General features: G+C 35.9%; 12 protein-coding genes and 1 pseudogene. 11 read left to right on the top strand and 2 right to left on the bottom strand.

The genetic code is table 11. The features are described 5' to 3' along the window. Positions 1-2,106 precede the first annotated feature (2,106 nt). The 8 genes from PluTT01m_RS05160 to PluTT01m_RS27215 all read left to right on the top strand — a co-directional run bounded on the left by PluTT01m_RS05160 (position 2,107) and on the right by PluTT01m_RS27215 (position 10,553). Complete coding sequence (locus PluTT01m_RS05160; RefSeq protein ID WP_011145362.1) at positions 2,107-3,201, top strand: cupin domain-containing protein; 1,095 nt, start codon at positions 2,107-2,109, stop codon at positions 3,199-3,201. A gap of 10 nt (positions 3,202-3,211) precedes the next feature. Beyond that, entirely contained in the window at positions 3,212-4,420 is a 1,209-nt protein-coding gene (locus PluTT01m_RS05165) for an aromatic ring-hydroxylating dioxygenase subunit alpha (protein WP_011145363.1), read from the top strand. Further along, entirely contained in the window at positions 4,413-4,898 is a 486-nt protein-coding gene (locus tag PluTT01m_RS05170) for a nuclear transport factor 2 family protein (RefSeq protein ID WP_041379948.1), read from the top strand. The genes PluTT01m_RS05165 and PluTT01m_RS05170 overlap by 8 nt, the downstream gene beginning before the upstream one ends. 316 nt (positions 4,899-5,214) lie before the next feature. Continuing rightward, entirely contained in the window at positions 5,215-6,399 is a 1,185-nt protein-coding gene (locus PluTT01m_RS05175; RefSeq protein ID WP_011145365.1) for a CaiB/BaiF CoA transferase family protein, read from the top strand. Positions 6,400-6,523: 124 nt separating this feature from the next. Continuing rightward, the gene (locus PluTT01m_RS05180) at positions 6,524-7,735 is read left to right on the top strand and encodes an MFS transporter (protein ID WP_011145366.1); all 1,212 of its coding nucleotides are present in this window, start codon (positions 6,524-6,526) and stop codon (positions 7,733-7,735) included. A gap of 34 nt (positions 7,736-7,769) precedes the next feature. After that, the gene (locus PluTT01m_RS05185) at positions 7,770-8,717 is read left to right on the top strand and encodes a TauD/TfdA dioxygenase family protein (RefSeq protein ID WP_011145367.1); all 948 of its coding nucleotides are present in this window, start codon (positions 7,770-7,772) and stop codon (positions 8,715-8,717) included. 66 nt (positions 8,718-8,783) lie between these two features. Further along, positions 8,784-10,124: an MFS transporter gene (locus tag PluTT01m_RS05190; protein ID WP_041379949.1), complete on the top strand. Its 1,341-nt coding sequence runs from the start codon at positions 8,784-8,786 to the stop codon at positions 10,122-10,124. A gap of 333 nt (positions 10,125-10,457) precedes the next feature. Next, a complete protein-coding gene (locus tag PluTT01m_RS27215) occupies positions 10,458-10,553 on the top strand; it encodes a hypothetical protein (protein ID WP_198408806.1) in 96 nt (31 codons plus the stop codon). Positions 10,554-10,715: 162 nt separating this feature from the next. On the opposite strand, the pseudogene PluTT01m_RS27395 reads toward PluTT01m_RS27215, so the two are convergent. Next, positions 10,716-10,886: pseudogene (locus tag PluTT01m_RS27395) on the bottom strand (ribbon-helix-helix domain-containing protein); the annotation flags it as partial. Positions 10,887-11,021: 135 nt separating this feature from the next. On the opposite strand from PluTT01m_RS27395, the gene PluTT01m_RS05205 reads away from it, so the two are divergent. The 3 genes from PluTT01m_RS05205 (at position 11,022) to PluTT01m_RS05215 (ending at position 12,932) form a co-directional block, all read left to right on the top strand. Then, positions 11,022-11,549, top strand: coding sequence for a hypothetical protein (locus PluTT01m_RS05205; RefSeq protein WP_011145370.1), 528 nt, complete (start codon positions 11,022-11,024; stop codon positions 11,547-11,549). A gap of 584 nt (positions 11,550-12,133) precedes the next feature. After that, positions 12,134-12,364, top strand: a complete 231-nt coding sequence (locus tag PluTT01m_RS05210) for a helix-turn-helix domain-containing protein (RefSeq protein ID WP_071824087.1) — start codon at positions 12,134-12,136, stop codon at positions 12,362-12,364. 253 nt (positions 12,365-12,617) lie between these two features. After that, complete coding sequence (locus PluTT01m_RS05215; protein ID WP_192880118.1) at positions 12,618-12,932, top strand: hypothetical protein; 315 nt, start codon at positions 12,618-12,620, stop codon at positions 12,930-12,932. Between the two features lie 157 nt (positions 12,933-13,089). On the opposite strand, the gene PluTT01m_RS25515 is transcribed toward PluTT01m_RS05215, so the two are convergent. Further along, complete coding sequence (locus PluTT01m_RS25515; RefSeq protein WP_125026216.1) at positions 13,090-13,278, bottom strand: hypothetical protein; 189 nt, start codon at positions 13,276-13,278, stop codon at positions 13,090-13,092. Positions 13,279-13,334: the final 56 nt, after the last annotated feature.

A 13,334-nucleotide genomic window follows, 5' to 3' on the forward strand; every position in this document is an offset into this window, starting at 1 on the left:
ACATCGTTATCTATGCTCCCGGGGATTCGTTCCCTTGCCGTCGCGATGCAACTTGAAATCCATAGGGTATAGAATGCAATCGCATATTTAACCATTTTTTTCATATATCTTTAGTTTATCCTAATTTAGTCATTGTTTCTCACCATGTTATAGTCTGTGTATTTATATTCATATTGTTGATAATAAATTTCTGATATTGATTTTTGATATAGAAAAGAATGGTTTTTTCTCTGAGATATCATCTATTATTGTAAGCTTATTCGTGTTGTTAATAATGATTCTTATTTCTATTTAAATGCTTGTAATGCTATAGCATGATAAGTACCATATTGATAGCAAAATTCTTGTAAAGTACTGCTAATAACAGTGAAAAACTCTTATAGGTAAAGTGTATATCACATATGGATAAACTTATCTTCACTATTTTTATTGAAATGGAGATTCAATAACGATATTAACAATAGTAATCTATAGCTACTCAACACACTAGTATCTTACTCAAAGAAAGTGAATATTCTGATTGGGCAAATCGTAATATATAATGCCATCGTATTAACGATATTAATACGATCGGGTAAATTGCCATCTTAACCGCGATTAAGATAACGAAAATTTCTTCTTATTTTTCTTCGGATTTTAAGTTGAATTCCAATTCAGAGTTTCGTTTTTGCTTTAGTTTTATTCTCACTCGACGGAAAATAGTATTAACTAAAATATGATCTTTTTCAACAACTTCAACAAAAAAATTGTATTTTTTTTACAATTAATAAAAATTTCTTTTTATTTCATTGTGTTATAAGATTAAATTAATCGATTGATTGAGTTAATTCAATCAAGAAATAATAATGATGTGTATTTAATGTCTTATTTTTCATCATTATATAAATTAGACAAATTGATTCATTTTTGTCTTATTATTAATTCGGATATTCTGTTGCTATCGATGTGTCTGTATATTTCATCATCAAAATTATTAATCACAGTTTTAGTCAGAGAAGAAATTAATCGGGCTGGAACAACTGTGTTAACAGATGTCAACCCCTGTTATCTGATGTGGACATTTAGTGTGCTAATATCGAAATAGTAGTAAGTCACGTAATGAAAAATTAAGTCATGGAAGGTATTGAGGTTAATAAGGCTAATTTTCCAGATACCTGAGTTGTAGTGATGGGACATAAAGGTGTTCTATCAGGTAGAGGTAACACAATTCTGTTTTGGTTATATTGCTGACAATGGACATATTTTTTGTTAGCTTCTTTCAGCGGCAATGTTGTTATTTCAACAGATATTATTTTTTCACTACACGATGATTATCCTAATTGCTGAAATATCATCAGGGGCCTGTTTGTTATCCATAGGAAATGATGATAGCGATTACATAACGCCATTTCCCACAGTCAAATCTGGTGGAGTATGGGGGAAGTATTTACGCTGTTTTCCTCCGAGTAGCTATTTTGCTTTGCCTTATTTGCTGAAAAGCAAAGGATGTATTGTCAATAATGCGCCTGTGTCGGGACTAGGCGCTGATTGGGAAGGCCTACACTATTCCCCAGTCATATAGTTATCTATGCTCCCGGGGATTCTCTCCCTTGCCGTCGCGATCCATCTTGAAATCCATTGGATATAAATATTCATTAAATTTCAAAAATAAATTAATGAAATTATTTTATTTTTTTATTAATTTATAAAATAAATTACGTAAACTATAATTCAAAGTTAATAGTAAGAAACATAAAAAATAGTGGTGAAAATAGTATTGTGAAAAACAAGTGATTAATTTTCATTTGATGACAAATGTGACTAGTGTCAAAAAAATAAATATTTTTTACCATAAAATGGTTAACAATTAAAATTTATTTAACTACTCTTAATTTGGGCGTTAAAAATATAAAAAACTGTTATTGCAAGGTGGGGGAATTATCACCTAACTTATAGTAAAGTATAATTATAATTAAGCAGTGTAGATATAATGATCATTTATTTTTTTGAAATGACATTTTATTCTGAGCTATTTTTAAACTAAGTTTTTTATAAAAATGTGAACCTAATTTTTGGATAATAAACAAGCATTCATGCTCTCGCCTTGACAATTATCGAGAATGAAAAATGAAAAAACTATCTAAAGTCACATTAGTAAAACGAGATCATATTCCATCGATTCGCACTATTGAAGTGAATGGTGTGGAACATTGGTTAGGACACGTAAAAGATTTCATGAAAAACAACCAATTGAGCGATTTTTTACCAGATGATAACCGTATATCCATGGCATGGGTTCGTCTTGAAGCTGGTGAAGAATTAGTACCACATATTCATCCAGTAGAATCAATGATTTTGCTCTGTGAAGGTTCTGCTGAATCAACAGGGGATATACAAACAGCTATGGAAGCAGGTGATGCGCTTTTAGTTCCACCTGGTCATCTCCACGGTTTCAAAGGTGGTTATCCCGATGGTTTCTGGGGATTATCCATTCAATTCGATTCTCGTGGCCTTTACGAGGATTTTACTGACCCTTGGGCAACTTTCCTTCCTGAGCAAGTTAATAAAAATTTAGCTACTACAATTGCGGAACAATTATTTTCTCGTAATGAGATTTATATGGAACGTTTCGATAAACATAAACTTTTTGCCTTAGTAAATCGTGGACTATTAAAAAAAACACAAGCAAAGAAAAGATTTCTCGATTGTTTCCAAGTTTGGTCTGACCATTTTCAGAAAATGGTGTTAACTCGTGCTGCAACATTACACAACGCTGTTTTTGAAGAGATTACAATGTCCCATCTAGAAGAAGAACTCGGACATAATCGTGCTCTCAAAAATAACCGTGTAGATTTTGAACCTGTATTTGATCCAGTTCTTGAAGCCGCAAGTTCATGGTTTGCTTATAAAATGACAACAGCAACTGAATTAGAAAAAGTTGTTTTAGTCCATTTAGTAGTTGAAGCCTCAGCTATTTTCTTCTACAAACATATTAAACCTGTAATGGATGATACGACTCCTAAAGCTCACTTTGACGTTCATAGTATTCTAGATGATGAACATGTACGTATGGGCTATGAATTTATATCTAACTACAATATTGCAGATGGAAAACCTTTATTTGAGATCCAAAATAAAGGCTGGGCTATGTTAATGACTGTAATGTCACGTATCGCTGATTTAACAGTATACGAAAGTAGTGCAATAGGAAATGAATCCTAGGAGTTGGTTAATGAACCTTCAATGGGCTAAAGAAGGCACCCGAAGGGTGCCCTCCAAAATTTATATCTGTAACCAGATATATGAACAAGAAATTAAAAATATTTTTCTGGGAAACACATGGAATTATGTTGGGCTTTCTTCAGAAGTTGAAAATTTTGGTGACTATATACAAACATTTGTGGGAAATATTCCTGTCATTTTAATCCGTGATAGAAAAGGAATATTGCGCGTATTTGTAAACCGTTGTCCCCATAGAGGAGCAAAGATCTGCCATAACCCTCAGGGTAATACTAAGTTACTTGTATGTCCTTATCATGAGTGGGCATTTAGTTTAGAGGGTAACTTAGCTGGGATGCCTTTTAGAAAAGGGATTAATGGAAAAGGTGGAATGTCTGAATTTTTTCATCCTGAAGAACATGGTTTGCAAGCTCTTAATGTGACTGAGAGACATGGTGTTGTATTTGCGAGTTTTTCATATGATATTGAACCATTTGAAACATATTTAGACCCTGTCATGCTTTCATACTTTGATCGTGTTTGTGATGGTAGGAAACTAAAAGTTATTGGGAAAATGCAGCATAGAGTTAATTGTAATTGGAAACTTCAAATTGAAAATGTAAAAGATCCATTTCATGCAGCACTTCTGCATTCATTTTTTAAAAACTTCGGTATTTGGCGTTCAGATCAAAAAACTAGTGTAAAAGTTTGTTCTTCTGGCAAAAGCAGTGTATTAGTGTCAACAGCATCTTTCACCAAAGCTGAAATTAAAAAAAATGCAGAGACAAAAACAGAGTTATCACTTTTAGATCCGAGAATTATCGACCATCAGCGTGAATATGACCATGGTACAGGCGCAATTATGACTGTTTTTCCAAATCTTATCCTGCTGCAACAACTCAATTGCTTAGCTATGCGTCATGTTATTCCTGATGGTACAGATAGTTGTATTAAAATTTGGACTTTTTTTGGCTATGAAAATGAATCTGAGGCGTTGACGAAACGGAGATTATTTCAAGCAAACCTACTCGGTCCTTCAGGATTGGTTACCATAGATGATAATGAGATTTTGGCTGTAACCCAAGAAGGGGCTAAAAGCATGCCAGACTCCGAAATCATTTTAGAAGCTAGTGTTGGTGAGTCGAGTGAAGACCACATGATGACAGAAGCGGCTATCCGTGGATTTTATAAATATTACCGAGGAGTTATGAATCTTGGATGATTATAAAATTTGGTTTACTATCAATAGGTTGTATAGCTTATACAACAAAAATTTAGACTCAAAAATATTAGATAATTGGGCATCATATTTTACAGATGATTGTATATACCGAATTACTTCAAAACAGAATATAGATAATGGATGGGATCTATGCTTTGTTTTTTGTGAAGGAAAGAAAATGCTCATAGACCGTGCATCCGCGTTATCTGGGTCAATTTACTTTAGAGACAGAGTACAACAAAGGATAACATCTAATATATTATTGACAAAACTCGAACACTGTGGAGAGAAAATATTAGCCAATACAGAAACAATATTTACAATTCATGAAAGCATATGTGGTCAAGAAAATAAGTTGCTAATAAGTGGTATAACTAAGGATATTATCGAATACAAAAGTGGTACTGCTTTATTTAAAGAGCGTCTCTGTATTTGCACAGCAGATATTATTACAGATTCAATTGTGTATCCGATCTAAGTTGCATTCTATATAATTAAATGAGAATGAATTTTTTATCCTACATTTTGCATCAATTTTGGGAATTCTTTCTCCGAAAGATGTAGACATGAGCAAGACCATTTTTGGTTTTTGGGTTTCTTTGAGAAGTGAGGTTTTTTTTGATAAAAAATATTCACACCATCAAAGAAATAGGTATTATTTCTATAGTGAAAATTTGTTGTGATCCTGGAAAGGGAAATATCAGATTAACAGTTGGTATTGACTATAAAGCACATTGAAATTACTAAATTTAATTACATTGATTGTGATTTAAATCACAATAATGAGGTGCGAAATGACGGCCTTACCATTATCAGGAATTGTTGTTGTTGATTTAACGCGGCATAGGGCGGGCCCAGTCACATCACGACTACTGGGTGACTGGGGAGCCGAAATTATCAAGATTGAGGAACCTACCGATAAAGGTGACAGTATGGGGGGCGCTCGTGAAAGTTTTGATTACCAAAACCTTCATAGAAATAAAAAAAGCTTATCAGTTAATTTGAAAACAAAGCAAGGACAGGAGATTCTCCAGCGTTTGGTTTGTAAGGCTGATATCGTGCTTGAAAATTTTAGGCCCGAAGTTAAGTTTCGTTTAGGTGTCGATTATGAATCTTTGAAAAAAATTAATCCTCGTATTATATGTGGCAGCATTAGTGGCTTTGGGCAAAATGGCCCTTATAGTTCTCGACCAGCTGTTGATCAAATAGTACAAGGCATGTCAGGACTTATGTCTGTGACAGGTACTCAAGAAAGCGGTGCACTCAGGACTGGTGTTGCTATCGCTGATATTAGCTCAGGCATGAATCTAGCTCAGGCAGTTTTACTGGCACTATATCATCGAGAAAAAACAGGTGAAGGGCAGTGGGTATATACTTCACTTCTTGAATCAACTTTAGCTATCATGGATTTCCAAGTCGCTCGATGGCTTGCAGATGGCAAAACACCTGAGCTTATGGGAAATGACCACCCGACATTAATGCCTACTGGTGTCGTAAGAACTAAGGATGGTGAAATAAATATTGCGGCAGCAGAAGATGAAAAATTCCGAAAGTTATGTCATCTACTTGATATAGAGGAAGTTTATTTGAATCCTCAATATTCAGATATTTATAATCGTTCAAAAAACAGAAAGCAGCTTATGGATGAAATTCAAGCTGTAACACGGAAATTCGAGAGTAAACAGCTAATACAAATTCTAAACGAGAATGGGATACCAAGTGGTTACATCTATGATATAGCACAAGCTATGTCCGATCCGCAAATTCAGTATTTGAAGATGAAATGTTCTATTAAGCACCCATTATTAGGCGATTTGACTCTGGTAGGTCAACCCATGCATCTAAGCGCTTTCTCTGACTTTGATACAGTACGTAATCCTGCTCCAGAGCATGGGCAACACACAGAAAATTTATTAAAAAATTTCCTTGGTTTTGATAGTGATGAAATTGCATTGTTTCGCAAAATAGAAGTTATTTAGAAGCAATAAGATAATATACCCAATGGATTTCAAGATGGATCACGGCGGCAAGGGAGCGCAGCCAACAAAGAAGCAACTTGAAAGATGACGGGTATAAATATATTTAATTAATAGGGATAAGACAATGAATGCACCGTACACTGAAATATATAATTTTTGGTCAATAAAATCTTTTATAAGGCTATTTTTATTATGGCTAGCTGGTGCAGGAACGCGTTTGACAATATTGGCTACCCCACCCATCATTTCTGACATTCATCATGATCTAAATTTAACTGAAACTCAAGTTGGGATTATTTCTGGCTTGCCAGCAGTATTATTTGCAGGTACCGCAATTCTAGGCTCTCTATTAATTGCAAGAACGAGCGCAATAAAGACTCTTATCCTTGGTTTGCTGATTACCAGTTTAGGTTCTGCATTCCGTGGAGCCGCCGATGATATAATTATCATGTATATGGCGACAATGATAACAGGGTTGGGAGTTGCTTTTATGCAACCTGCATTACCTTCTATTGTGAAGGATTGGTTTCCAAAACATATTGTGATTGCGACGGCTATTTATGTTAATGGCCTTCTTCTTGGAGGAGAAGTTATTCCTGTTGCAGTGACAAAATCTATTTTATTACCTATGTTGGGATCTTGGCGACTTACATATGTTTTTTGGGCTGCGATAACATTAATAATTGCAGTTTTTATATACAAATTAGCACCTAAAAATAAACATGAAATAATATCGATAAATAAAAATATAAAGTGGGTGCCAGAATGGAATAACATTATATTATGGAAGTTAGGATTAATGATGGGATGTGTAAATGCAACATATTTTGCAACCAATTTTTTTATTCCACGTTACTTACATGAAACTAATTTTGAGGATTTAACATCTATTTCTTTGGTTGCTTTAAATTTAGGACAAATCCCTGCTTCTATTATTCTTATGATGACAAGCGCCACTGTAGCAAAACTACGATATCCATATTTGATATCAGGAATAGGATTAATTGCATCTTTTAGCAGCATTATGTACTTTGGTACTGAATATATAGTTATTAGTTCAGCATTCATCGGTTTTTTTTCTGCTATTGTTTTAATACTAATGTTAGGACTACCTAGTATGATTAGCGAGCCACACGAGGTACATAGATCTACTTCACTAATGTTGACAGTTGGTTATACTTGTGCAGTTATAACACCAGTAATTAGTGGTTTATCATGGGATATTTCAGGAAATCCAAGTTATGTATTTCTTCCTATGATGATATGTTCAGTCATCCTGCTTATTTCAGCAATAAAAAAACCAATAGTAAACAAAGTCATAAAAAATAAAATTTAAAATCTGTCGGTGATAATTTTGGAGAGAAAACAAAATGAGTGATAAAATTGAATATACCATACGTAAACTAACTCCATACTTTTGTGCAGAAATACGTGATATCAAACTAAATCAGCCATTAAATAAAGATATAATAAAAACCATTGAATCAGATCTTGAAGAGCATGAAGTATTGGTATTTCCAGATCAAGATATCACATCAGAAGATTTAATGCGTATAGGGAGATATTTTGGCCAGTTAACTGTACATCCTTTTGCAGAGAACAGTGAAAAAAATCCAGAGTTAATAGTATTTGATTATAAGAGTGGTAATCCACCTGTATTAACCGATCGCTGGCATTCGGATGAAACATATAAACTTTGCCCCCCTATGGCTACAATGCTCTATTCAAGAATTGTTCCTGAAATAGGTGGTGATACTTGTTTTAGCAGTATGACAACTGCTTATGATTTTCTTTCAATAAAAACTCAAGATTTCATTCGAGGATTGGAAGCTATACATGACTTTTCATCGTATAAATATCTTTTTCCAGACACAGAAGAAGGTAAAAAATTATTGCAAAAGAAAGAGTTGGAATATCCTCCAATCGCCCATCCAGTTGTTCGAATTCATCCAAAAACGAGAAAGAAAACCCTATTTGTTAACCCAAATTACACTCGTTATATAAAAAATATGGATCAACGAGATAGTGATGCACTACTGGCACAATTATTTAATACAACATCAGTACTTGAATATCAATATAGGCACCATTGGAAACCAAACATGTTAGTAATGTGGGATAATCGCTCTGTACAGCATGCTGCTGTTCATGATTACTATCCAAATCGCCGATATATGGAGCGGGTGACTATTGGAGGTGATCAACCAATTAGTGAGTCGGAACCTGCAAGCCCTGAACAATTGCGTAAATTTAAAGTACCAGCATATAACCATGACGATTCACGCCGTGCTAAACGTCAATTCGAGATTGAAAGTTAGTGCTAACTTAACAAAGGGACGCTTAAAGTCCCTTTTTGCTTTTCACCTGATGCATTGGTTAATAAAATGAATTCTACAATAAAGTTGAGTGTCCAAGACACAATTAGATTTGCAAAGATATCATCTTTGCATATCAAAATATTATTTTTATGTTTGAGCATTCTTATTTTAGATGGTTTCGATACTGCTCTGATCGGCTATATTGCTCCTGCTATTGTTGATAGTTGGGGGATTTCAAAAACAGACCTTGGAATTGCTATGAGTTCAGCATTGGTTGGTTTATCTGTGGGAGCTGTAACATCAGGTCCTATATCAGACAAACTAGGACGTAAACCTGTTATTGTAATTTCTGTTTTCATGTTTGGAATTTGTAGTATTGCAACGATATTTTCTACAACTGTTTACCAATTATCATTCTGGCGTTTATTAACCGGAATAGGTATTGGAGCTGCTATGTCTAATGCCTTGACATTGATTTCTGAATATGCACCAGAAAATAGAAAGTCACTTATGGTGAACTCTGTATTTTGTGGATTTCCCTTCGGAGCAGCTATGGGCGGTATTCTTGGCTCCTTCATGATTCCCAAGTTTGGTTGGGAGAGTATGCTAGTTATTGGCGGAATTATCCCTATACTTTTAGTTGTCCCACTTATTTTCATTCTTCCAGAATCAGTTTTATTCTTGATTAATAAAAACAAATCAGAAGATAAAATAAAGAGAATTTGCAAGAAAATAGTTGGTGAAAATTATAATAAAATAGATTTTTCAAGATTAAAATTTATCGAAAAGCAAAAAATTAAACCTATTAATGAAATTTTATCCCATGGACACTTATCATCAACTTTGCTTCTTTGGAACGCATATTTTATGGGATTATTAATATTCTATGTTGTCACAAATTGGATGCCTATACTTATCAAAGACTCTGGTTTTGAATTAAGTTATGCAACTATTTTAACTGCTTTATTTCCTTTAGGTGGTGGAATTGGGACGATAATATCAGGAATTATCATGGATAAGCTATCTCCTCATAAGATAGTATCATTTAACTATCTCATAACGGGTATTTTGCTCTTCTCTATAGGGTATGTTGATAATATAATCAGTTTAGGAATATTAATTCTCTTAGCCGGAACGACAATGAACAGTGCACAAGCATCTATGGGAACAATAGCTACACTTCATTACCCTACAACCTCCAGAGCTACAGGTGTATCGTGGATGCTTGGTATTGGTCGTGCAGGAGGGATATTAGGTGCGATGTTTGGAGCATGGCTAGTGCAATTAGGATTAGGCTATCGAGGGGTACTTATGACTTTATTCATTCCATCGGCTATTGCATCTATTTCATTACTTAGTTTACTCATGGTATTAAATAATAAAAAAATTAAAACATTTTCATCATAAATTATATTTCATTTATATAGATTAAACTTGATGAAATATGGTGTTTTAAAAAAGTCTAACTTGATAATATCATGTTATATTATCAATTTTATTATTTTACTCGATTGAGGAGGTTTTCTATAAATCAACATATTATCCACTATACCCTAAAGATTTCAATACTGGCATTGGTATATCACTTCTCCTGTTCCCGAGTTCCTGAAATATCATCGTGGACGTTGTTTGATGACAGGCGGATTATTTTGGGAAAATTCTAAGCTAGTGACCAATTTTTATTGACTACAACACTTTGCCAACTAGGGGGAATTTACTACTGGTGATTATGAGGAAATTATGAATAAGGCTAGCGCTTTCAGCCTAGTGTCTAACGTCATACGGTACTGGAATACCTATAAAATCAGCAATATTGTGGATGAGTTGAGAAAATAGGGAGAGAGCGTGATCGACGATACCTTGGTGCATATCTCTGCTGCCTTACAAACACGTACTGCTAAACGGGACCTATTTTGTTGAGGGGGAGTGCTGGAAAGAATTAATTTACGGTTCAGGTTGTTTCTATCAGTGCGAAACCGTCAAATGCCCCGCTGATCCAAGTTGATTGTGCCGCCAGCTTTCCACAGTACGATCCCGCGCCATCAGTGCCCATAACCCATCACGAATCACCTCGCTTTCGTTCGCGTATTCACTAGTGCGTACTTTAGACTTGACCACGTCCGCCATGTTGTTGGGGAGGGTAATACTCATTTGCTGAGTAGTTCTCACGATTGGTTCCTCTTATACCAATAGGATTCAATCCTACTCCTCTAATTTTTAATGAGCCGCATTGATTGTGTTGCATTTGCAAGTGATGTTTTAATGTCCGTAACTATTTTTTCGATATAAATTAGGAGAATATGAATGAGTAAGCTGATTCTTCCCTCTGATATGTTGTTGAAAGAGGGACAAACTGTTTCGTTGACCCAGGTAGATCTAACTAAAGAAGATTCATCTCTGCTGGAGTTACTACAACAGCAAATTGAAGCCGAGGACAGTCTCGCGCAACTAGCCGGACCACGTTGGTATCGCTCTGGTTTAGGTCCTAAACCAACTCAAGGCGGGGTGTATGTTTCTGGTACAACCCTGGCTCCCGGACAGACGCCTCCAGTAGGAATTGTGAGCACCATTCTGTGTAACTATGACCGACTCAATTGGGCTGGCTGGCAAAATCAAATCACGTTGCGTCTTCTCATCACCACCCCGAATAATTCTGCTGCATGGGAAGCATTTCTGGATGTAGCCAGCGACTCGGCCACTGTCAATGCGGCTGGATCGAATGTTCCAGCAGATTGCAGGATTACCTTGCAAATGAAAGTCGGAAATATCACGGGCGGGTTGTATCAGCCGCCGTACATTTCGTCCTATGACTGCTGGGTAAACTACAACTAATACGAACTGTTAAGGACACGCCTTTGGTTATGTGCCAAAGGCGCGTTTCTAAAAATCAGGTCGCTTCAGAGAACGGAATTTAAAGCACTATAAGGGCTTCCCATAGTCAGCACCGGTTTGTTTTTTCATCATTGAAGTCAAGGGATAAGACCGCGGTACTATAAACGGTTATGATGAATCTGTTTTTGCTGTGTACATCCTGACTGAGTATTACCACGATGGAGATGTGAATGGGTGGAACGCGGTTTATTACCTGAAAACGAAAAGGTTTTCTCTGTTGATAGTGATGAATGGACGCCTGAACGACGATTTTGTTTTAACCTGTTTTTAAAGGTTTCTTTTCCTTCTTCAAGGAAAGAATCCTCGTGAGTCTTATTGTTTATATCTTCCTTTTTACGAAATCTTCTATTTAAAGATCATAAATATCTACAGCAGTGAATGATCCTTGAAGGATTATCTGCACTGACATCTTTTTAGGGTAATTGAAATATAGATTGAAGTGAAACATACCATTAGCAGAGCTTCAAGCAGCGAAGTTACTTGCTGTTTTACAACGTTATTAAATAGTTATACCTGATTGGAGAATTATTGTGGAGAAAAAAGATTGGCATTCGGCAGATATTATCGCTGCGTTAAAAAAGAAAGGAATGTCATTGGCGGCTGTTTCTAGAGAAGCAGGGCTGGCATCGTCAACGTTATCTAATGCCTTGCAAAGACCCTGGTGTAAAGGTGAAACAATTATTGCAAACACACTGGGACAGAAGCCTGATGAAATCTGGCCTTCCCGTTACCAGAAAAGGAGGAAGAGATATTGATCTCCAGGCGAAAGAATATGGTGACAGTTATAGGAACCATAAAAGCAACGCTCTGAAAGTGCTGCAACACAATCAGAGCGTCTAACCACAACATTACAGGAACTAATGTATGGCTAATGTGAATAGTAACATATCCTCATACTCAAAGCGTTATACATTTGCGCAATCTAATGTAGAAACCGAAGCACATACCGTGCTTACAGGCTTTTCTTTGGTTTTAATTTTTTGTAAACCAATTGGGAAGCAATATGATGTGAATATCCTATGGTCTGGCATGTCGGATGCGATTGCATCACTGGATCTCTCATGTGTTAGTGATACTGTACTGTGTCAGCTAATTGAATCATCCAAAGAAAATACTATGGGCATTTGTCATGGAATAACTTTTCTTGGTGACTCAATGTTGTCGTTTGCCAGTAATAATATCCATGAATTTACTCCAGAGAGTTTGTGTCGGCTCGGGCATAGCCTATCAGCGCTGAGTTCTCTATTACCGATGCTGTTTACCATGCATGAAAAAGCGAGTGGTGAATATCGTCGTAGAACTTCGAAAAACGAGATAAAATAGCTTTGTCAAATGAAACCGGAAAATTTTTGGATGGTTTTCCGGTTTAAAGGCATAAACTATCGCCGACAGGGTGTTCGATACTCATCAGAGCTGATTTTTCCCTTTCCCGAGGTCTGAACTGGCACCGAGATGTCGTCACCGTGCACTTTGCCCGGCATCAGCACGCACTAGACGTAGAATATTGAGGGCTGTTTTTGCCTCGATCAGCACGTTCAAAAAAGTATTGAATGCCATCTGGTGTAGGGGCTTCTGTCCAGCCAGTTGCCCGCCATTTTTTCATTAACATCGCTGAGTAAGCCCCCGGAGACAAGCGAGACTGAGTTGTTGCGGACCGGTAGGATGACATATTGGGCATCTTCCCGTATTTTTGAGGAAAAGAAAACAATGCGTCGTCATACCGTA

The organism is Photorhabdus laumondii subsp. laumondii (assembly GCF_003343245.1).
In the GTDB taxonomy this organism is placed as follows: domain Bacteria; phylum Pseudomonadota; class Gammaproteobacteria; order Enterobacterales; family Enterobacteriaceae; genus Photorhabdus; species Photorhabdus laumondii.